This window comes from Veillonella sp. KGMB01456 (assembly GCF_023051165.1).
Taxonomy (GTDB): domain Bacteria; phylum Bacillota; class Negativicutes; order Veillonellales; family Veillonellaceae; genus Veillonella_A.
This window is the reverse complement of record NZ_JALKIG010000003.1, coordinates 67,352-90,312: the sequence shown is the minus strand read 5'-3', so window position 1 is coordinate 90,312 and position 22,961 is coordinate 67,352. Positions and strand designations below refer to the sequence as shown.

The window sequence follows — 22,961 nt, the reverse complement described above, 5'->3', positions numbered from 1 at the left end:
CACACCTCTATACATATCAATCCGATTAAACTATAAACTCGTTAGCATTTTATTATACCACAGATTGACTACTTTTTAGAAGTTTTACCGCTTGTACGTTCGTTCCAAAGAGTCAGTAATTCTTTTTCTTTGCCGCGCTCAATGCCTTCATAATAGGTGCGTCCCACCAACGGGGTCGGCAAGTATTGCTGCTTCACATACCCGTTCGGATAATTATGGGCATATTTATAGGAAACGCCATGACCTAATTTAGCCGCGCCGCTGTAATGAGCGTCCCGCAAATGCTCCGGTACTTCCCCATGTTCGTAATGACGTACATCTTGAATAGCCGCATCAACAGCCATATACGCACTATTGCTCTTAGGCGCTAAGGCTACATATAAAACAGCTTCGGACAAAATGATACGTGCTTCCGGAAAGCCCACTAAGTGCGCCGCCTGAGCCGCTGCATTCGCTATTACGAGGGCCTGCGGATCGGCGAGCCCTACATCTTCGGCCGCACAAATCACAATGCGCCGGGCAATGAAATTAGGATCTTCCCCCGCTTCAATCATGCGCGCCAAATAATATACCGCTGCCTGCGGGTCGGAACCACGCATACTTTTAATAAAAGCGGAAATCGTATCATAGTGGTTATCACCCTTTTTATCATAACTGTAAATGCGACGACCCACTACGCGCTCTAAAATTTCCAAGGTCAATTCGCCGCCGTTTTCAACCATGGCGGAGGCCTGTTCTAAAATATTAAGAGCCATACGGGCATCACCATTTACAAACATGCCCACTTCGCGCAATACAGATTCTTCTGCTTTAAGTTGTTGCTTACCAAGCCCCTTATCTTCATCGGTAAGTGCCCGTTGCAATACTTTGACAATCGCATCCGGCGTCAATGTTTCCAAGGTAATCAAACGCAAACGCGATAAGAGTGGTCGGTTTACTTCAAAAAAAGGATTTTCCGTGGTAGCGCCGATTAATATAATAGTCCCGTCTTCCACACATGGTAAAAGCACATCCTGTTGACTCTTGTTAAAACGATGAATTTCATCGAGGAATAAAATCGTACGCTGTTGCAAATTCTGAATCGTTTTGCGTGCTTTTTCAATAATAGCCCGCAGTTCACCAATGCCCGCATTGGTAGCGTTCAAAACCACAAATTGACTATGGGTCATAGCGGCTATAATACCGGCCAAGGTAGTCTTACCGGTGCCGGACGGCCCGTAAAACAACAAAGACGGAATTGTATCGCGCTCTATCATAGCCCGTAAAAAACTGTCCTTCCCCACTGCTTTTTCCTGTCCGTAAAAGTGATCCAATGAGGTAGGACGCAGTCTCACGGCCAACGGTTCAAACCGTTTCGGTTCATATTCAGCAAATAAACTGTCCATAAATTTCTCTCCTAAAATATATGCTAAAGGCTTATCTTCTATAACTGCCTATTCAAATTTACCGTTAAAGGCTTACCATCTATAACTGCTAATTTAAATTTACCGTTAAAAGCTCGCGTTCAAAGTGTAAAGACAATATGTAACGTCTTACTTTGCACTTATATTTATTATACCCTATATCCTCTTTTTATTTGGGATTATCTCGCCTTAATTTGAGGATTATTTGACCTTAAATTTATAATTATCGGCCGCAAAAACGGTCCTCTAGGTCCTCTATTACCTAATTCAAGATAAAAAAATAAGCCGCCCTAAGGCGGCTTATAAGAGCCCCACCATGCCGTATATGTACCGTGTTTTGATCCTGCGATAGCAGGTGGGTGCCCTCCTCGTAATCTTACTGTCCTTCATCAGGCATAGTGCCAATACAAGAGTCCAGGCTCCCGATGTAATAGTGTTGGCTCAAAACTACGATACCACACGCACACAGCAGGGGGATTCTTTACTATTATATTAACAAAATCAGCCGTTTATTTCAAGGTCTTGAAACAAACGACTGATATAGATTTAGCATATATCAAGCAGAAGTAGACCAAAAAGTACTAGCGGTCATACTTTTTTTAACAAGAAACTTGATTTTACACTAACTTTTCTTTTTCCGTATCGGTTTTAATGTGAAGTTCACGCAACTGTTTTGGTGCTACCGTAGACGGAGCCTGGCTCATGAGGTCGGCCGCACTCTGTGTCTTAGGGAACGCAATTACGTCACGGATGGATTGGCGTTTAGCCATGAGCATTACCAAACGGTCAAGACCGAAGGCACAGCCGCCGTGTGGAGGTGCCCCGAACTGGAAGGCATCCAACATGAAGCCGAATTTGCTGCGGCTTTCTTCTTCCGTAAGGCCGATAGCTTTGAATACTTTTTCCTGTACATCGGATTGGTAAATACGGATACTGCCGCCGCCGATTTCAACGCCGTTTAATACCATGTCATAGGCGATGGCTTTAACGGATGCAGGATCGGATTCCAATTTATCCATATCTTCGGCACGCGGTGAAGTGAACGGATGGTGCATAGCCACATAACGTTTTTCTTCTTCATCGTATTCGAACATTGGGAAATCGGTTACCCAAGTGAAGGCCAATTTGTTTTCGTCGATAAGGTTCATACGACGACCCATTTCAAGACGAAGTTCACCCAAAGCTTTAGCTACCACAGCCGGTTTGTCCGCAATCATGAGTACCAAGTCGCCAGGTTTAGCCTGCATTTTTTCACCGATGGCACGGATAGTATCTTCACCCAAGAATTTCATAATCTGGGATTTGATAGTGCCGTCTTCGTTGAAGCATGCCCAAGCAAGACCTTTCGCACCGTATTGACCAACATAGTTTACGAGGTCATCAAGTTCACGACGCGGAATGCCGGCGTCGCCAGGTACTACGATACCTTTAACCATGCCGCCATTGTCGATTACGGAGCGGAACACTTTGAATTCAGTTGTGCGAACCAAGTCGGTTACATCGGTGAATTCCATACCGAAACGAAGATCCGGTTTGTCGGAACCGTATTTATCCATGGCTTCATCCCAAGTGATGCGCGCCATCGGAATCTGAACATCAATGTCCATCGTTGTTTTGAATACGTGGTGAATCAAACCTTCCAAGGTTTCCAAAATCTGTTCCTGGTCAATGAAGCTCATTTCCAAGTCGAGCTGGGTAAATTCAGGCTGACGGTCGGCACGTAAGTCTTCGTCACGGAAACAACGAACGATTTGGAAGTATTTTTCATAGCCCGCTACCATCAAGATTTGTTTAAAAATCTGAGGAGACTGTGGCAATGCATAGAAAGAACCAGGGTTCACGCGGGACGGTACCAAGTAGTCACGAGCCCCTTCCGGTGTACTCTTCGTAAGCATTGGTGTTTCAATTTCGAGGAAATCGCGGGAATCCAAGAAGTCACGCATAGCCTTAGTCACGCGGTGACGAAGGATTAAGTTACGTTGCATTTCAGGACGGCGAAGATCCAAATAACGATATTTTAAGCGGATGTTTTCATCAACGTCGATATTGTCTTGAATATAGAACGGTGGTGTTTTGGACGCATTGAGTACGCGAAGTTCTTCGCAGTACATTTCATAACGACCGGTTGCCAAATTAGGGTTGATGGCATCTGCATCACGTTCCGTAATTTTACCGCGAACACAAAGTACATATTCACTACGTACATCTTCCGCTTTGTGGAAAGATTCTAAATTATGATCAGGGGATGCTACGACCTGAACTACGCCGGAGCGGTCGCGAAGGTCGATAAAAATCAATCCGCCATGGTCACGACGGCGTTCTACCCAACCGCAAAGGACAACCTCCTTACCTACTTGTTCTTCGCTGATAGTACCGCAACCATGTGTGCGGTGCAATCCTTGCATTGTTTCCATTCTTGTCATCCTTTCACTAGTGAAGTTACTCGTGCCAATACATCCGTAAAGGCTACGGTTTCCTGCTCGCTGCTTTCCATGTCGCGAATAATTGCTTCGCCGCGAGCTAATTCATCATCACCCACTATAATAACATATTTTGCATTAATTTTGTTAGCATGTTTTAACTGGCTCTTCATACTTTTACCTTCGCCGTCCATAGCCGCCTTAATATAGGCTTTATGAAGGTCGTTAACCAATTTAAAACCGGCAACCTGTGCTTCTTCGCCTAAAGCAACTACAAATACGGACGGATCAATCGTTTCTTCCGGTAATAAGCCTTGCTTTTCAAGGGCCAACAAAAGACGTTCGATGCCCATGGCAAAACCGACGGCCGGCGTATGCGGACCATCCAATTCTTCTACAAGGCCGTCATAACGACCGCCACCGGCTACGGCACTTTGAGAACCAAGCGGTGCGTACTGTACTTCGAAAGCTGTCTTCGTGTAGTAATCCAAACCGCGTACCAAACGAGGGTTTACTACATAATTAACATTCGCTGCGGTCAAGAATTTCTGGAGCTGATCGAAGTGGTCGGAACATTCCTGGCAAAGATTTTCATGAATTTCAGGGGCGCCGACAGATAAAGCTTTACAAGTTTCTTCTTTGCAGTCCAAAATGCGAAGTGGGTTCTTATATAAACGAGCTTGGCAATCCGGGCAAAGTTGATCTTTTTTAGGTTCGAAGAAAGCAATTAATTTTTCACGGTACGCCGGACGACAGTTCGGGCAACCTACGGAGTTAACCTGTACGCTTAAGTCCTTAAGGCCGAAGTCGTTAAATAATTGCAATACCATCAAAATCACTTCGGCGTCAGTTGCCGGAGCCTGCGTACCCAATACTTCCACACCGAATTGGTGGAACTGGCGATAACGACCGGCCTGTGGTTTATCATGACGGAACATCGGTCCGATGTAGAACCATTTCGTCAAGTTTTCCTGGCCGTATACTTTGTTTTCTAAATACGCACGTACGGCGGATGCCGTATTTTCAGGGCGCAAAGTATACGTCTGTTCTTTTTTGTCGCCTGTCGGGAATGTGTACATTTCCTTCTGTACTACGTCGGTTGTTTCACCGATACCACGCAAAAACAACCCTGTTTCTTCAAACATAGGTGTACGAATCTCGTCAAATCCATACGCTGCGCAAATACGGCGAATTTTGTCTTCCACATAGCGCCAATTACCAATTACATTAGGTAATAAGTCTTGTGTACCTCTAGGCTTTTGAATTCCCATATTTTATCCCTCCCAAAACTTTTTGCATAATCGACTGCGCTTTTCAAGCAGTGCTGATAAGGTATCAATATAAACGGACACATCTTTAGGCATATGCTGTTGTAATTGCCGATATTCCGGAGCGCGCATCCATTTAGAGGAGCTACCCGGACCAACGGATAATATGCTCTGCCGTTCTTCCATAATCCGAATATTATATTCACAAATATACCCCGGCAAAGTATAGCCGATATTTTCAGTCTGGCTCGTCATATATTGTTGACGATACACATAATAAGGCACATAACCGGCCGCCTCAAGGCGCTCTTTACTGCGCGCCACCATTTCTTCCACGGCTGCGGCTTCCGGCATGGCCTCGCGACCTACACCGTCATAAAGCGGACTACCCCGCTTCAATGCCAATGTATGAATTGTAACATTTTCAGGCCGTGCCTGACAAACATAATCTAGATTTTCTTCCATGTGCGAAAGAGTCTGATACGGTAAACCTGCAATAAAGTCCATATTCACCGCAAAATTCGTATAAGAACGCACATAGGCATATAATTCTTTAATAGCCGCAGCCGTATGACCGCGCCCGACGGCTTTTAAAATATCATCGTGCATACTCTGCGGGTTGATACTGATTCGGTTAACCCCGAGTTTAGCCATAGTTGCAAGTTTATGAGGCGTCACCGAATCAGGCCGCCCCGCTTCCACCGTAAATTCACTGTTTTCACGATGAAGCTTGGCCAAGGCCGCCAAGGCTGTGGCAAAATCCTCATCACCTAAGCTCGTCGGTGTGCCGCCACCCATGTACACCGTGGCAACTTGTAAGCCATATGTCTCAATAAGCCCCTTAAGCTGCGTTGCATCGTTTACAAAAGCGCCCAAAAACTCCGGAATGCGCCGGTAATCCTGAATCAGTCCGTACGGGAACGAACAATACGTGCAGTGCGTTTGGCAAAACGGAATGCCCCCATAAACGCTCACTTCCCGATCCGCCGTTTCATGAGGCGCCACAAAAGGACGTTGCAGCGTAGCTACCGCTTTTAACAGCTCAATCTTCGGCTCGCTGACGTCAAAACGTTTCCGCAAGACTTGTACCGCCGTGTCACAACCGTTTATGACAGTACCGGGCTCATCGGGATTCGATGGTTCAGCGGCTGGTGGTGTATCGCTATTTTCGTCAATGTCCCATAATTTATGGAACATTTTTGTTGGCCGAACACCTACCAAAGTGCCCCACTCACCCAGAGCCGGTCGTCCCTGGGTAGTGCGAATTAATTTAAGTAATTGCCCACCTATCTCGAGGCGTCCTTCATTGGAAAGAGCCCCTTTAAACACTGCTACCGGCACGTCATTATGATACACCGTCAAGGTATAGCCCTCTTCAGCACCCAGCCCTTCCAGGCGCCAAACGGGGCCCCTTTAGTCGTCGTAAGACCGGCGGCGCCGCAATAATGCGCCACCACACTGCCCAAAGGCAACGGTCCCGTATAACGATAGGTCAAATTACTCACCCTTTTGAGCAGCTGCTTCCGCTTCTTCCGCTTTCATTTTTTCCTGACAGTCGCCGCAATAGCCATAGACTTTCAACTGATGGTCAATTGTCTTAAAGTTAAGTTTTTTGGCAATGATGGACTCCAAAGTTTCGAGCATATCGTCTTCAAATTCTTTGACGCAACCGCATTTTACACAAATCAAATGATGATGGAAATGAGCAAATTCTTCATCATTTAATTCGTAACGATTACGACCGTCACCGAAGTCAAGGCGTTTTAATAAATCAAGTTCAGTGAATAAATCAAGGGTACGGTAAATGGTAGCCAAACCGATATCAGGGGCTACGGCTTTAACCAATACATATACGTCTTCAGCGCAGAGATGCTTTTCTTCCGCATCAATAAACGCTTGTAAAATTGTCTGGCGTTGCGTCGTCAACTTATACTTTTTGTCTTTAATACGTTCTTTCAATTTTTCTAATGTCGTGTTCATACAGTTCCATCCTTCTTGTAAAACGAGTTAAAATACCAAAGTTTTGTAAGCACGATTTGTAACATCGCTGTGATCGGCACTGCCGTCATCATACCGATGATGCCATAGAAATAACCGCCTACAAAAATTACGGTTAATATAACTAACGGATGCAGCTTGATAACGTGACCTAAGATTTTAGGCATCACAATCTGCCCGTCAATTAACTGAATAATGGCATAGGTAATGATAATTTTCACTACCAATGCAGGCCCCACCAAGGAGGCCAATATAATAGCCGGTATGGCTGCAACAATAGGTCCGATAATAGGAACCCATTCCGCGATAGCCGCGAACAAAGCCAATACCAAGGGATAAGGCAATTCAAAAAAATAGGCTATGACCAGCGTTATGCAGAACATATTGGTTGCCAAAAGAAGCTGTCCCCGCAAATAGCGCCCCATGGTGCGGTGAATCTGATTCACCACGTCCATTAAATACCGATTGTGCGGCGGCTGGAAAATCGAAATGACTTTGCCCTTAATTTGCCGTCCGTCCTTCAATAAATAGAAGGTCATAATCGGTACGAGTAAACATTCCAAAACAGTCGTTGCCAATGAAAAAATAGCGAAAATGCCGCGCTGCGCCAACTCGACGCCGTACGAACTGATACGGGCCAAAGTAGTCATGACGATGGCATCAATCTGTGGCGGTAACTTCAACCATTCACCGGACGTGATATCTTGCCACAACACAATGAGTTGTGACATCAAGACCGGTAAATTATTGAGCAAACGGGTAAATTCAGCAATAAACGGTAAGATAATAAACTGAATTACCAATAGTAAAATGAGTGCTACCAACAGAAATGCCGGTATGATGGCCAGCCAGCGCGGGAACCACGTAAGCCCCACCCGATGCCGCATGTAATCCTGGATGCCATTCACTACGGGTAGCAAAATGAGCGTACAGATTAACGATACGATAAGCGGCCAGAGCACCGGAATAATGGCCCACAGAAAAATCACGGCCAGCACAATCAACACGACTCTGAGCCAATACTGTGTTGATTTTTTTAACATATTCGGTCACCGCCTAACGAACAAACGGATTATAAGTCTTTTCATGACCGATGGTCGTCTCCGGCCCATGGCCCGGATAAACGACAGTTTCTTCCGGCAAAGTAAAGAGTTTATGGCGAACTGAATCAATCAGATCTTCGTAGCTGCTCCCCGGGAAATCGGTACGGCCGATGGATTCCAAAAAGAGGCTGTCCCCTGCCAGAACCATGCCTTCACCGTAGAAGCAAACACCGCCCGGCGTATGCCCCGGTGTTTCAATAATCTTAAAGGAGTACTCACCGAGATGAATCACATCATCTTCTTTGATAAAATGAATATCGCCGGTCACCTTCACGGGCTGACCGATGGCACCACTCAAGTTAAGATTGCTGTTTGTCAAAAATTCTTCATCGCCCTTATTGATGTAAACGGGCACTTTGAATGCATCCACCACGGCCTGTACCCCACCGATATGGTCACCGTGACCATGGGTGAGAATAACGGCTTCCGGTTGCAGCCCTTTTTCTTTCAAAAGCGCAACAAGACGCTCGCCTTCACCGCCCGGATCTACGACCAAACAATGCTGATTGCTTTCATCAACGACGATGTAACAATTCGTCCCCAACGCCCCTAAGGGCATCCGATATAATTTCATACGCATCACTCTCCACAATGTATTACGCGAAATAGACTAAAACGTCATCATTCGAACTTGCCGATAACATTAGCTACCGGATTCATTCTATAAATTCTTAACTGCTAAAGCACTGGCATCAAAATAGCTTCTGACTGTCTAACAAGATGGTCACCGGCCCATCATTAGTGAGGCTCACCATCATGTGCGTTCTAAAACGACCGGTTTCAACATTAACGCCCGCTTCGCGACAGCGATTGATAAATACTTCATATAAGCGCTCCGCTTCGTCCGGCGGTGCCGCTTGATCAAAACCGGGGCGACGGCCTTTACGCACATCACCGTACAGTGTAAACTGCGACACAGCCAAAATCTCACCATTCACATCGGCTACGGACAGATTCATCTTTTCCTCGGCATCTTCAAAGATGCGTAAGTTAACAATCTTGTCAGCCAAATAAACGGCATCTGCATCCGTGTCACCTTTGCCCACACCTAAGAGGACTACAAGTCCCTTAGGAATGGCACCGGTTGTTTCTCCGGCTACGGTTACGGCTGCTTCGCTTACTCTTTGCACTACTGCCCGCATCAACTACCTCCATTGGCGCGTTGCACGGTATACACATCGCGAATACGCCGTAATTTAGTCATAACAAAATCAAGTTCCGATACGTCGCGAATTTCAATAACTAAGTTGATGTTCGCATTCTTCGTATCGTCTACTTTGGCATTAATATTAACAATGTTAATTTTCATCTCCGACAGCGTGGCCATGATTTCCATGAGTAAACCACCGCGATCGTAGGCGGTAATTTCAATGGCTACGTGGAAGTTTTCCGACGTGCCTGCATCCCACGATACTTCAATCATGCGGTCCACGTCTTCCGGCGTATGACCGATATTCGGACAATCCGCCCGATGAACGGATACCCCGCGACCGCGGGTAATATAGCCTACCACTTCATCGCCCGGTACCGGATTACAGCAACGAGCCATACGAACCATTACGTCCGGTTCGCCGTTGACAAGAATCCCCGTACTGCTCTTACGATGCACCGGTTCGTGGGTTTTGAGTTTTTCCAACAGAGCCATCGTATCGCGACGATTGTCTTCTTTTGCCAAATCACGTTTATATAAATCAACAAAACGTAACAATACGGAATTGACCGGAATGCCGCCGTAACCGACAGCCGATAAGAGTTCAGTTTCACTGCCTGCATTCAAAGCTTTCGCAATTTGTTCCATGCGGCCCGGCTTATTGAGCTCTTTCCAATCATAATTGAGTCGTTTCGCTTCTTTTTCGAGAAGTTCACGTCCTTTAACGATGTTTTCTTCTTTATTTTCCTTTTTAAACCAGTTGCGAATCTTACTCCGGCTTTCCGTAGAGCCTACGATATTAAGCCAATCAAGGCTCGGTTTGCCCGTTTTCGACGTAATAATATCGACGATATCGCCGTTTTGTAAGGTGTAATCAAGGGATACGATTTTACCGTTTACCTTAGCCCCTACACAACGATGGCCTACATCGGTATGAATACGATACGCAAAATCAAGCGGTACTGCCCCTTTAGGGAGCTTCAATACGTCACCGCGCGGCGTGAAAACGAACACTTCCCCGGAAAACACATCCAGTTTTAACGCATTAACCAGTTCCTTCGGATTGCTGGCATCCTGCCATTCAAGGACTTGGCGAAGCCAACCGACCTTCTGGTCAAAGTCTTTATCGCCGCCCTTATTGCCTTCTTTGTAGCGCCAATGAGCGGCTACGCCGTATTCGGAAACGCGGTGCATTTCCCAGGTTCGAATCTGAATTTCTACGGAATGCCCCATGGTCCCGATGATCGTGGTATGTAGGGACTGATACATATTCGACTTCGGCATGGCAATATAATCTTTAAAACGATACGGCAACGGTTTCCACAGATTATGAACGATACCCAGTACGGCATAACAATCCGGAATCGTATCCACGATAACGCGCACTGCATACAGGTCGTAAATCTGCGACAAATCACGATTGTCCTTTTTCATTTTTTTATAAATACTGTAAAAATGTTTTGGTCGACCTTTAACATCCGCCTTAATATGAGCATCATCCAATGCCTTTTTCAGCTGTTCCATGGTATCGTCAACAATTTCTTCGCGTACATGGCGCTTTTCACGCATTTGCTCTACCAAGTCGTAGTATTTGTCCGGTTCCAAATAACGGAAGGACAAGTCTTCCAATTCCCATTTAATGTTAAAAATCCCCAACCGATGAGCCAACGGTGCAAAGATTTCCAAGGTTTCCTGAGCAATGCGCTTTTGCTTATCGCTGCGCATATGCTTCAAGGTACGCATATTATGGAGGCGGTCACCTAATTTAATAACCACCACGCGCACGTCCTTAGCCATAGCCAGAATCATCTTGCGATAGTTCTCCAGCTGCTGATCTTCTTTGGTATGATACTGAAATTGATTTAATTTCGTAACACCATCGACTAAAAAAGCCACTTCTTTCCCAAATAACTCTTCAATCTGCGGCAACGTATACTCCGTATCCTCCACAACATCATGGAGCAGTGCGGCAATAACGGTAGTCGCATCGATTTGTAAATTGGCCAAAATGGTGGCTACGGCTAAAGGATGTAAGATGTACGGTTCGCCGGACGCTCTTTTTTGCGGTGCGTGAGCTTTATCCGCTACTTTAAAAGCCCGCATAATGTCGTCACAATCTTTATCATCCAAATAGGAGTGAACAATCTCCATCAGATGTGCCAATTCCACTTCTTTATTAAAAGCCGGTTGATCGACGATAACCTTGCCTTCTTCATTTTCAGCCATAATTTCCACCTCCTTAGGCACTGTATTTTAAAAATGTCAGTGATGTAATTAACTCTAATTTTTCTTTTACATGGCACCAACGATAAAGCGCCATGCCGTCATCCGTGGCTTCTTCCTGCAAAATCCCAAGCTCTTTGAAAACATCCAAGGACAGCATAGCTTCCTTATTCGTCTGATTGTCCGGATGGCGGTGCAATACTTCCGATTCCACAATATAACGCGGCGCCGTAGCACTTCTGAAAATACTGCGCACGATGACATACATTTCGCGCAAGCCCTCTGCCGTCAGTTTGATGGGCTGTTCATCCAAAAGCGCCAAATCCTGCACCATCAATTGTGGCGAAATGCGCCCTTGCCACTCATTCTTTTGCAAAGAAAACGCGACTTTAACCCGTTCATCAGGAAATACTTCCCGATGATAGTCGGCGCCGTGCCAAATAATCGCATCCAACGGGCCTATTTGAGATTGCAAAATAATCTTACAATGATTCTTCTGCTGCCCCAATAAGTACACGTCCTGTACGGCAATCGGATTGATGGCAAATACCGGAGTACTGTTCCCCATGCCGTAGGGCTCTAAGGTTTCAATCTGGTCCACCAATTCTACCGTTACTTCACCCGGTTCCAACTCCGAGTCGATATCGATAATCGGCACATAATCTTCCGCCGTCAAATTCGCTTCGCAATAGGCGGCCAAGCGCTCCCGCAAAGCGGGGATTTTATCCGCTTCAATACTGAAACCGGCCGCCTGTTTATGACCGCCGAATTGCAAGAGTAAATCTTCTGCCGATTTTAAAGCATCATAAATATTGCAATTATCTATACTGCGGCAGGATCCTTTGCCCACACCGTCATGAATACTGATAACCATAGATGGCCGATAAAATTCTTCCACCAGGCGCGACGCCACGATACCGATAACGCCGGGATGCCAACCTTCACCGGCTACGACGATAACCTTATGAGCCGCTTCCCCCTGATTGATTACGTCCTGCCGGGCCGCTTCGTGAATGCCCCGCTCAATGGTTTGGCGCTCCAAATTAGTTTCTTGCAGTTCTTCCGCAATGGTATTGGCTGTTGCCATATCGGCAGCGGTCAATAATTCCACCGCCCGCGTCGCATGAGTTACACGGCCTGCCGCATTGAGGCGCGGTGCCAAGGTAAAACCGATGTGACCGGTTGTTAATTTACGACCTTGAAGGCCCGCTACCGCTACGAGGGCATCAATCCCCATATTGGGCGAGGTCATCATCTTCTTAAGCCCTTCGCGAACAATAATGCGGTTTTCACCGACTAGCGGCACCACGTCAGCCACTGTCCCCAAGGCCACAATATCCATATCATCCAAATATTCTGCGCCGGTTCGTTCCTGCCAAACGGCTTGGCAAACTTTAAACGCCACGCCTACGCCGGATAAGTTCTTGTCAGGATACGGGCAGTCGGGCTGCTTATGATTGATAACGGCCGCCGCTCGCGGTATATCGGGCGGTGCCGTATGATGGTCCGTAATAATCATGTTCAAACGGTCCCGCACACCTTCCACAATATCGTAGGAGCTGATGCCGCAGTCCACCGTAATGACAAGCTCCGTGCCCTGCTGAATGATATGCTCCAAAGCCTCCTCATTGAGGCCATAGCCTTCGCTTTGCCGCTCCGGAATGTAATAACTTACATTGGCACCGCACCGTTTCAAAAAACGATACATCAATGAGGTAGCCGTAATGCCATCCACATCATAGTCACCGTAAATAACAATCCGTTTCTGCGTTGCAATCGCATCTTGAATAAGCGGCACCGCTTCTTTCATGCCTTTTAACAAGTAAGGATCCAATAAATCCCCTACATTGCCATATAAAAAATCACGACCCGCCTCTGCCGTCGTAATACCGCGGTTCACCAATAATTTAGCTACAACCGGGTATACTTTAAGGTCTCGCACTAATTCTTGTTCAATTGTTTCATCACCGGGCTCTATGCGCCATCGTTTTGCTTTACTCTGTCTCATATGTCGTCTCACTTATCATCTGCTTATCATCAATTTATCTGTTTAGCGCATGTATAAAATCACTTAATCGAATATCAATCTCAATTTATGATTTCCTACTATTAAATACTGTATTATCATTCTCAATTTATTTTATTATACACCATTACCCTATTAAATTAAACCTCTTTTTCATTTTTCTTGATTATATATTATAAAAAAAGAAAGAGCAATTATCATTATATAATCGCTCTTTCTTTATCATTTTCAGTTAATAGCTCATGTTAAATAAACTTTTAAATGACAAAATTCTTATTCAAATATTTTTATTATTGATGGCTGAGCCATACATGTTCAACAACTAATAGGAGAATCGGAATCTCTTATTGTTTATATCGCGTTGAAAGTAATTCTTAGAAGCGGAAGTCCCGTTCGCCGTGTTCCATCTGTTTGATGTAGTTGGCCGATGCTTCTTTAACCTTTTCATTGCGGATAAGATCTAACTGTTTTTCAATAACCGCTTCGCCGGTAGCTTTCGTTTCATCCGTTGCATAGTCAAGCAAGTATTCGTTGAGGGTCATCAACGCGTTTGGTTGACAGCAGTTATGAATCTGGCCGCTCTTCGCCAAGGCCATGAAGCGGTCGCCCGTACGGCCCGCACGATAGCAAGCAGTACAGAAACTAGGCACATAGCCGAGTTCCAACAACCAGTCAACAATTTCATCGAGACTGCGACGGTCGCTGGTATCGAACTGCGCCGAGTTGTCTTCCGGTAATTCTTCTTCTTTGTAGCCGCCTACGCTGGTACGAGAACCACCGCTGATCTGCGAGATACCGAGAGCCAAGCCGCGTTCACGCATGCGCTGACTTTCACGAGTGGACATAATCATACCGGTATATGGTGTAGATACACGAATAAGGGCTACGATTTTTTCAAACGTATCATCCGGCACAGCATTGCTGAAATCATCTACATCGATGTCATCAGCCGGGCAAATACGCGGCACGCTGATTGTGTGAGGGCCTACGCCGAATACGGCTTCCAAGTGTTCCGCATGCATCAACAAGCCGACGAAGTCGTAACGGTAATGTTCAAGACCGTATAAAACGCCGATACCTACGTCATCAATGCCGCCTTTCATAGCACGGTCCATGGCTTCCGTATGGTACGCATAGTTACTCTTAGGACCATGGGGATGCAAGTTTTCGTAGTTTTCTTTGTTGTATGTTTCCTGGAACAAAGTGTAAGTACCGATGCCCGCTTCGTGAAGTTTCTTGTAATCTTCAACTTCGCAAGCAGCAATATTTACGTTTACACGACGAATTTCGCCGTTTTTATTCTTAATGCTGTAAATCGTTTTGATACATTCCAAAATGTATTCCAACGGATTGTTTACAGGGTCTTCACCGGATTCGATAACGATACGTTTGTGCCCCATTGCTTCCAAAGCCAACACTTCTTCACGAACCTGTTCCTGTGTCAACTTCTTACGGGTAATATGACGGTTTTTGGCATGATACGGGCAATATACGCAGCCATTTACACAGTAGTTGGACAAGTATAAAGGGGCGAACAATACAATGCGATCGCCGTAAATTTTGCGTTTAATTTCTTTAGCCAAAGCAAATAATTTATCTTTATATTCAGGCAACGGGCATTCCAATAAAACAGCCGCTTCGCGGTGATTTAAGCCATTCATGGTCGCCGCTTTTGCCAAAATTTGGTCCAAAATTTCACGATTTTCTTTATTCGCTTCCGCATAGGCCAACGTATCAAGAATCTCTTCGTGGTTAATAAACTCTTCTGCTTTAGAAGATTTTACATCGTACATACTGGTCTCCTTTACTCATACCATAGAGAAGTCCTGTGCCCTCGTCCTTTCCCAAGTACGAGCTCAATGACAGTCCACACTTCGACTGCCTATTCAGGTCAAGCATACTTACTATGCACTTCACTTCTTCTATATTGAATCTCTTGAATATGTCTTATATTATACACCTTTTCTCCACTTTTGAAAATAAAAACACCACCTAATAAGCCCGTTTTTATCATTATTTGATTGATGTTAGTTGCTCATCGAATTTTCTCATTACCATGCCTATTTAGCGCATACAAATAGGCATTTCAGACATTACATTTATATCGCATAAAAAGAACTGTACTGTCTTAAAATGGCATGCAAAAAAGCCCCCGATATAAATCAGGGGCTCTTGTATATTCGTTTCAGCTTACGCTTCTACTGGGTATACGCTAACTTTACGGTTATAGCGACCAGCACGTTCGAAAGCAACTTTACCAGGAACTAATGCGAATAAAGTATCGTCTTTACCAATACCTACATTAGTGCCGGGATGGAAATGAGTACCACGTTGACGAACGATGATGTTACCGCTTTTTACTACGGAACCATCATGACATTTAACGCCAAGACGTTTGGATTCGCTATCGCGACCGTTACGTGTACTGGATACACCTTTCTTATGTGCAAATAATTGCAAATCAAAAGTAAACATTCCGTTCACCTCCTATGTTTCACTAAGTGATACAAAATCATCATATTGGCGAGCAATTTCTTGGAAGCCAAGAACCATGGTTGCCAATATAGCCTGTCCCTTTTCTGTGATTGCCCCTTGTAATTCAATGGTACATTCACCGGAACTGTTCTCGTAAATACCTTGCTGTTCAGCTACTGATTGTAACCCCAAAATGGCGGTACAAGACAGTACGGAAACGGCGGCACATACGATATCATAGCCATGCTCGTCATAGCCGGCATGTCCGTTAATGGAGCAAGCAACAATTTGTTGTGCCTCATTACGACGAATATGAATCTTAATCATGACTTACGCCTGAATGGATTCAATGCGAACTTTTGTGAACGGCTGACGATGACCTTGGCGACGACGATAGTTGGATTTTGCTTTGTATTTGAAAACTAAAATCTTCTTCGCTTTACCATGTTCAAGTACTTTACCTGTTACTTTTGCACCGTCCACAAGTGGAGCGCCTACTTTAACGTCACCGTCGTTAACTACAGTTAACACTTCGTCAAACGTTACGGATTCTTCAGCAGCTGCTTCCAATTTTTCGATAGTAATTACATCGCCTTCGGCAACGCGGTATTGTTTACCACCGGTTTTAATAATTGCGTACATTGTGACACCTCCTTGTTTTCGAACTCGCTGAATACGGTATTCTCTCATGCCGGAATCGGGATGAGTGAAATTTACACACCTCTCCACGCGGCTGCAATAGTTGGGCGTACCCAAACTATGACTAATTTATTTTACATGATTAGACAATAAAAGTCAATGACCTATCTTCATAGTTTGTCATCGACTTCTTAAAAATTAAAAGGGATTCTTCAAATTCAATTAAAGCACTACAGCTAACCTATTACGCCCTCTCCCTAGATAATCTGTAAATGTTGCAACAAAATTTTTAATCCGATTAAAATGAGCACGACACCACCCAGTACTTCTTCACGGCCGCCCAAAAATCGTTTTAATTGTTGCCCCAAAAATACCCCCACCAAGGAGATAAGGAACGCAACCACGCCGATTAAACCGCTGGCCCCCCACACATTGATGTCCATAAAGGCAAACGTCAAACCGATGGCTAAGGCATCAAGACTGGTAGCAAAGGCCAATACTACAATTTCACGCCAGCTTACCAGTTGGCATATAATATGAGCTTCTTCTTCGGCCGCCTTTTTACTGTTGCGTATCATATTAATCCCCAAATACGCCAGTAAACCGAAAATAATCCAATGATCGTAATCATTGATTTTATCCGCCAATTGAGCACCTATAACCCAGCCAATAAGCGGCATAGCCATTTGGAATATACCAAACAAAAGAGGCATTCCTACTCTCTTTAAATCGTCCCGACTCGTGAGACAAGGGCCCTTAGCTACGGCCACTGCAAACGCATCCATGGCCAAACTTAAGGCAACTAACACGAGCTCCCACATTGACATACAGCATGCACCTCACTTAAAAGGTAAATCAATAACCTAACTATTATATCGAAAAAAATAAGACTTAGCAAGCTAAGTCTTAAAAATTTTACAATCGATTAGTCAAGCGCCAAAGGTCCATTCGACGCACAAAGCTTAATGTGCGAATGGTTTACTCATCCCCTAAGGCGAGCAAAGAGTACGCTTCCCGGCTCATAGTCGGTTGCACTTCCACCTTAATAGTCCGTTTGCATTCAGCTTCCAAATCAGCCACAACGGATTTTGTGAAGTATTGTTTTACCTCCTCATTGACTTCAATGAGTACATTAGATTTCAAACGGCCGCCTCGATATAATTCCCGTAAGCGCCGAATAATCTGTAAATACACGGTTTCCGCCGAAAATAATTGACCGGTGCCGCCACATTGGGAACAAGTATCAAATAAAATACTCTGCAAGCCTTGTCGTTCCCGTTTACGGGTAATTTCTACGAGCCCTAAAGAGGTAATGCCGCACACCACGGTTTTTACCCGATCCTGACGAACCAGTTGTGTCAAATAGGCCACCAATTCATCCCGTTGTGCTTTCTTTGGCAAATCTATAAAGTCACACACGATGATACCACCGATATCGCGCAAGCGCAACTGTCTGGCAATCATCTTGGCGGCCTCACGATTCACTTCCATGGCTACTTCCCCGGCGGTGCCGGAACGACCCGTAAAATGACCGGAATTAACATCTATTACCGTCAAAGCTTCCGTCGTATCGATTTTCAAAAAACCGCCGGACGGTAAATCCACGGTAGCATTTAACAATATATCAAGCTGTGACTCTACCTGCCACTCTTTAAAAATAGGTTCCGCCGAATTATGGAGCTGCAGCGAAACGGCCTCCGTCATGTTAGTGATACTCAACAATTCCTGCAACCGTTCGTAAGCCCCGCCGTCATCTACGATGATTTCATTAACATCATGGCCTAAATATTCGCGGATAACGCGGAACCAAAAATCCGCATCACTATAGAGCTCAGAGCCACCCTTGGCCACCTTGTAGCGATTTTGCAATTGCTGCCAAGTACGCCAAAGGAATTCCATATCCCCCTTTAACTCATCCGCCGTAGCTTCCGCTGCCGCAGTGCGCAGAATAAAACCGCAACCGTTCGCTAAATACGGCGCTGCCATATCAGCCAATTGAGCGCGTAAATTGTCATCGGTAATACGCTTGGAAATATGGAGCCCTTCCGAATAAGGCAAAAGCACCATAAAACGACCGGCCAGGCTCACGTCGGCACTGACGCGCGCCCCTTTGCCGAGCATTTCTTCCTTCACAACCTGGACGAGTATATTTTGACCTACAAAGAGTTTGCCCATAGCCTTAGTCTGCTTACCTTGTTTCAAATTAAGGTACGCATTTTGCTTAAGACCAATATCAACGAACGCCGCCGACATGCCGGGCAGTACATTGCGCACTATGCCCTTGTAGATATGGTTGATGGTCTCGTCACGAGTGGGACGATAAAAGGCTGTATCTACCAGCTCATTCTGCTCATCCAACACAACCATACGAATTTCTTCAGCCATCACATTGGCTACGATTCGTTTCATGGCAAACTCCTTTCTTTATACTTATACCGTTACATCTAACGGGGACAATAACTCCCCATCCCGTTCCACCATGATTTCATGGCGATGAATGGAGTAACCGTCGGTTACAGGCCAGCCGTATTTTTCACGGCCAAGTTGCCATACATCCCCCGGTTTCATGGTACCTTCCGGATATATGCCGATGCCCATGGTTAGAGTCACGCGGTCACCGTCAAGGCGCGCTGTAATCGGTTCTTTTACAAAATGCTTCACATCGATAGTACGGGTTTTCTTCGGTGTCACCTTTTCATAAGCGATTTCCGAAGCCTCATTGAACTCTTTTAAAAGTTCATCCCAATTGACATCGGCCGTTATCGGACCGGATACTTCATAGACCGCATAGTTACAAATGGCCATGAGTTTTTTTACCTTATCCGGCATTTCACGACCGGACATTACGGTGAGTCCCGGCGGTGCTACCCGGTTTAAGCGCTCCATAATGGATTCCACGGTGGCCTCATCTTCCAGAATATCCATATCAAGATATTCCACTTCCGCCGTAATACCCAAGGCTAAAGCGGAGGAAAAGCTTATTTTCATATGCGGGTTAAAACCTTCCGAATAGGCCATTTTAATAAAAGCACGACGAATCATACGTTCCACGGCCTGTGCATAATCCAGGTGCGATAAAAATCGCATTTCTTCGCCCTTACTTAAGGCCAAACGTAACTTTTTCAACGCGTCCACCCTCCTGATAATCTACAATCGCCGTATTAAGTTCCGGACACACATTACAGCCGTTACATGGTAAGCGGCGGCAGTCACGGGTCAAGGTTGCCTCAACGGCACGGTCCCATTCCTGTTTTAAGTATTTCTTGGAAACAGTATCATCTAGATGATCCCATGGCAACGGTTCATCAAAATCGCGGTCGCGACGGGCATAGTAATCAGGATCGATGCCTGTATTTTTGAACGCCTGCATCCATTTATCAATGGAGAAGAATTCAGTCCACCCGTCAAACTTACAGCCTAATTTCCACGCTTCAATCAATGTTTTCGCCAAACGACGGTCGCCGCGGGCAAACACCGCTTCCATATAACCGGTAGCCCCGTCATGATAATGATAGGAAATATTGCGGTTATTGATGAGCGTTTTTAAATATTGCTGTTTACGATGAATTTCTTCCACCGACTGCTGGCCGTACCACTGGTATGGAGAATGACTCTTCGGCACGAAGAAGGATACGCTGACCGTTACCTTGCCATTTCGTTTGCCCGTGATTTCACGATGTAAATCAAGTACTTTATAGGCCAAATCGGCAATGCCTGCTACGTCTTCATCCGTTTCGGTCGGCAAGCCCATCATGAAGTACAATTTAACCGTATTCCAGCCCGATTTAAAAGCATTGGTACAAGCGGCGATTAAGTCTTCTTCGCTAACCCCTTTATTGATAACATCACGCATACGCTGGGAGCCCGCTTCCGGCGCAAACGTCAAACCACTCTTGCGAACTTGCTGCACTTTTTTGGCAATATCGATTGAGAACGCATCGATACGCAATGAAGGCAAGCTTACGCTGACCTGCTTGTCCTTAAATTCTTCCATGAGCATGTCAACCAGTTCCGGCAAACGGGAGTAGTCGGCGGAGCTCAAGGACATAAGGGAAATTTCGTTATAGCCCGTATTGGCAATGATTTCTTTCGCCAATTGAACCAGTTTTTCCGGTGAACGTTCACGCACCGGACGATATAACATACCGGCCTGGCAAAAACGACAGCCACGGGTACAACCGCGGAACAATTCCAATACGGCACGGTCATGAACGACATCGATATACGGTACAACCGGTTTAGTTGGATAGAAACAGTTGTCCATGTCTTCGATGATACGTTTCTGCACTACTGCCGGTGCCTCTTCGGCCAGCACTTTCATGCCTTTGAAATCACCTTTTTCGGTATACTGCGGTTCATATAAAGACGGCACATAGTTACCCGGAATCTGCGCCATTTTGCGCAAAAGCCCTTCTTTGCCGCCCGGGAAGCCGGCCGCTTTTTCCTGACGGTAGAGTTCCACCATTTCAACGATGTGCTCTTCCGACTCACCGAGGTTTACGATATCTACAAAATCGGCAATCGGCTCCACATTGTATGCACAAGGACCACCCGCCGTAATGAGTGGGAAGGACAAGTCTCGGTCTTTACTGTAGAACGGAATGCCGCCCATATCCAACATGTTTAAAATGTTGGTATAACTCATTTCATATTGTAAGGTAAACGCTAAGAAATCAAAATCTTTAACCGGTGTCTTCGTTTCCAAAGAATACAACGGAATGTTGCGTTTACGCATTTCCTCTTCCATATCATGCCACGGCGCGCATACGCGTTCTGCCGCCACATAGGGTAATTCATTGAGCAAGGAATATAAAATCTTAATACCTAAGTGACTCATGGCCACTTCGTATACGTCAGGAAAACCAAAACACATGGTAACATCCATATCTTTGTGATCTTTCACAACGCTATTCCATTCGCCGCCTGTATATCGCGCGGGCTTTTGTACATGCTGCAACCAGCTCGCATCTAATTGAACCATAGGACCTCCGATTCAAAATCTATCATAATGACAACTTTCTGAAGTTGCCTTTCACTTTCATTAAAACATTTTAAAACTTCTTCTAAGGCTATTTTTATAGCCTCTGCTATTAATTTATTGGGCGTAATTTCAATCAATCTAAAATTAAATTTAGAACATTAACTTCTTGCGATGCATTGCAATATTAAGCAATAAACCGACACTAATCATATTCGTGGTCAACGCACTGACACCGTAACTGATAAACGGCAACGGAATCCCCGTAACCGGCATAATACCGGTCGTCATACCTACGTTAACGAGCACTTCGAATACCAACATGGAGCCGATACCGGTAGCTAAGAGTGTACCGAAAGTATCGTTGGCACTGCGGGCAATCATAATACTGCGATAAATTAAAAGGAACAATAACAATAATACGATTACACAGCCTACAAAGCCTAATTCTTCCCCGATAACGGAGAAAATAAAGTCTGTATGATTTTCCGGCAAGAAGTTTAACTGACTTTGCGTACCTTCAAAAAGGCCCTTACCGAGAATCATACCGGAACCGATGGCGATTTTCGACTGAATAATGTGATACCCGGCCCCAAAGGGATCAATATTCGGGTTTAAAAATACTAAAATACGTTGTTTCTGGTATTCTTGCAAAACGAACCAACCTAACGGCGCCAAAACAACGGCAACACCTACGATGATTTGTACCAAACGCATCCGAATGCCTGCTACGAAGAGCATGCCGCACAAAATGGCCAGATATACCAAGGATGTACCAAGGTCAGGCTGTTTAAATACCAATAAGGTCGGAATCCCTATATATAATACTATCGGCACCAGCGAGCGAAAGGTGTTCAGTTTATTCACTCGATTTTCCATCATTTGCGCCATACTGATAATCATGAGTAATTTCGTGAATTCCGACGGCTGAATGGTGATTGGCCCGATTTGGATCCAACGCTGCGCACCTAAAGCGGATGTACCGATAAGCATAACCGCTACCAACAGTAATATGGTAATAAAATACAGTGGCCGTCCCCACGAACGAAGGCGACGATAATCAAACCATTGCATCATAACAATAACTACTGTGTTAATTACAAAAAACATAAGTTGTTTACTCACTAAATCGTTTATGTCGAGACCATCACGATTTACATGAGTGGCACTGCCAATGATGACAACACCTACGCTAATGAGCAGGAGCGTACAAATTACGACGGTCCAGTCCCATTCGCGCCAGATTCTATGCCACATATATACCTCCTAGCGCATACG

20 protein-coding genes and 1 other RNA gene are annotated in these 22,961 nt (G+C 45.2%); all 21 read right to left on the bottom strand.

The window, feature by feature from the left end; genetic code table 11:
- Positions 1-68: 68 nt before the first annotated feature.
- On the bottom strand, positions 69-1,385 hold the full coding sequence (locus tag MXE28_RS01580) for a replication-associated recombination protein A (protein WP_247239734.1): 1,317 nt from the start codon (positions 1,383-1,385) through the stop codon (positions 69-71).
- 322 nt (positions 1,386-1,707) lie between these two features.
- Positions 1,708-1,881, bottom strand: a non-coding RNA gene (gene ssrS, locus MXE28_RS01575) — 6S RNA.
- A 139-nt stretch (positions 1,882-2,020) separates the two neighbouring features.
- Positions 2,021-3,817: an aspartate--tRNA ligase gene (gene aspS / locus MXE28_RS01570; protein ID WP_127058781.1), complete on the bottom strand. Its 1,797-nt coding sequence runs from the start codon at positions 3,815-3,817 to the stop codon at positions 2,021-2,023.
- A gap of 5 nt (positions 3,818-3,822) precedes the next feature.
- Positions 3,823-5,094: a histidine--tRNA ligase gene (gene hisS, locus MXE28_RS01565; protein ID WP_021841664.1), complete on the bottom strand. Its 1,272-nt coding sequence runs from the start codon at positions 5,092-5,094 to the stop codon at positions 3,823-3,825.
- Positions 5,095-5,097: 3 nt separating this feature from the next.
- On the bottom strand, positions 5,098-6,447 hold the full coding sequence (hemZ, locus tag MXE28_RS01560; protein ID WP_247239741.1) for a coproporphyrinogen dehydrogenase HemZ: 1,350 nt from the start codon (positions 6,445-6,447) through the stop codon (positions 5,098-5,100).
- Between the two features lie 2 nt (positions 6,448-6,449).
- Positions 6,450-6,596: a hypothetical protein gene (locus MXE28_RS01555; RefSeq protein ID WP_247239733.1), complete on the bottom strand. Its 147-nt coding sequence runs from the start codon at positions 6,594-6,596 to the stop codon at positions 6,450-6,452.
- Positions 6,589-7,071, bottom strand: coding sequence for a Fur family transcriptional regulator (locus MXE28_RS01550; protein ID WP_021841666.1), 483 nt, complete (start codon positions 7,069-7,071; stop codon positions 6,589-6,591). Before MXE28_RS01550 ends, MXE28_RS01555 begins: the two co-directional genes overlap by 8 nt.
- Positions 7,068-8,132 carry an AI-2E family transporter gene (locus MXE28_RS01545; RefSeq protein WP_021841667.1) on the bottom strand — a complete coding sequence of 355 codons (1,065 nt, stop codon included), beginning with the start codon at positions 8,130-8,132 and terminating at the stop codon, positions 7,068-7,070. Before MXE28_RS01545 ends, MXE28_RS01550 begins: the two co-directional genes overlap by 4 nt.
- 13 nt (positions 8,133-8,145) lie before the next feature.
- Positions 8,146-8,766: an MBL fold metallo-hydrolase gene (locus tag MXE28_RS01540; protein WP_021841668.1), complete on the bottom strand. Its 621-nt coding sequence runs from the start codon at positions 8,764-8,766 to the stop codon at positions 8,146-8,148.
- Positions 8,767-8,884: 118 nt separating this feature from the next.
- Entirely contained in the window at positions 8,885-9,334 is a 450-nt protein-coding gene (gene dtd, locus MXE28_RS01535; RefSeq protein WP_021841669.1) for a D-aminoacyl-tRNA deacylase, read from the bottom strand.
- On the bottom strand, positions 9,334-11,571 hold the full coding sequence (locus MXE28_RS01530; protein WP_156704669.1) for a bifunctional (p)ppGpp synthetase/guanosine-3',5'-bis(diphosphate) 3'-pyrophosphohydrolase: 2,238 nt from the start codon (positions 11,569-11,571) through the stop codon (positions 9,334-9,336). Before MXE28_RS01530 ends, dtd begins: the two co-directional genes overlap by 1 nt.
- Before the next feature lie 10 nt (positions 11,572-11,581).
- Positions 11,582-13,573 (bottom strand): single-stranded-DNA-specific exonuclease RecJ, encoded by a 1,992-nt coding sequence (gene recJ, locus MXE28_RS01525; protein ID WP_021841671.1) that lies wholly within the window; start codon positions 13,571-13,573, stop codon positions 11,582-11,584.
- Between the two features lie 392 nt (positions 13,574-13,965).
- Positions 13,966-15,384: a [FeFe] hydrogenase H-cluster radical SAM maturase HydG gene (hydG, locus tag MXE28_RS01520; RefSeq protein WP_226973986.1), complete on the bottom strand. Its 1,419-nt coding sequence runs from the start codon at positions 15,382-15,384 to the stop codon at positions 13,966-13,968.
- A gap of 397 nt (positions 15,385-15,781) precedes the next feature.
- Positions 15,782-16,066: a 50S ribosomal protein L27 gene (gene rpmA / locus MXE28_RS01515; RefSeq protein ID WP_006555123.1), complete on the bottom strand. Its 285-nt coding sequence runs from the start codon at positions 16,064-16,066 to the stop codon at positions 15,782-15,784.
- 12 nt (positions 16,067-16,078) lie between these two features.
- Entirely contained in the window at positions 16,079-16,393 is a 315-nt protein-coding gene (locus MXE28_RS01510; RefSeq protein WP_006555124.1) for a ribosomal-processing cysteine protease Prp, read from the bottom strand.
- A gap of 3 nt (positions 16,394-16,396) precedes the next feature.
- Positions 16,397-16,708, bottom strand: coding sequence for a 50S ribosomal protein L21 (gene rplU / locus MXE28_RS01505; protein WP_006555125.1), 312 nt, complete (start codon positions 16,706-16,708; stop codon positions 16,397-16,399).
- Positions 16,709-16,962: 254 nt separating this feature from the next.
- The gene (locus tag MXE28_RS01500) at positions 16,963-17,532 is read right to left on the bottom strand and encodes a manganese efflux pump MntP family protein (protein ID WP_021841674.1); all 570 of its coding nucleotides are present in this window, start codon (positions 17,530-17,532) and stop codon (positions 16,963-16,965) included.
- Positions 17,533-17,683: 151 nt separating this feature from the next.
- Positions 17,684-19,114 (bottom strand): Rne/Rng family ribonuclease, encoded by a 1,431-nt coding sequence (locus tag MXE28_RS01495; protein WP_021841675.1) that lies wholly within the window; start codon positions 19,112-19,114, stop codon positions 17,684-17,686.
- A gap of 21 nt (positions 19,115-19,135) precedes the next feature.
- Entirely contained in the window at positions 19,136-19,831 is a 696-nt protein-coding gene (locus MXE28_RS01490; protein ID WP_021841676.1) for a TIGR03936 family radical SAM-associated protein, read from the bottom strand.
- Positions 19,803-21,686: a TIGR03960 family B12-binding radical SAM protein gene (locus MXE28_RS01485; RefSeq protein ID WP_021841677.1), complete on the bottom strand. Its 1,884-nt coding sequence runs from the start codon at positions 21,684-21,686 to the stop codon at positions 19,803-19,805. Before MXE28_RS01485 ends, MXE28_RS01490 begins: the two co-directional genes overlap by 29 nt.
- 150 nt (positions 21,687-21,836) lie before the next feature.
- Positions 21,837-22,940, bottom strand: a complete 1,104-nt coding sequence (gene rodA / locus MXE28_RS01480) for a rod shape-determining protein RodA (RefSeq protein ID WP_247239732.1) — start codon at positions 22,938-22,940, stop codon at positions 21,837-21,839.
- Positions 22,941-22,961 lie beyond the last annotated feature (21 nt).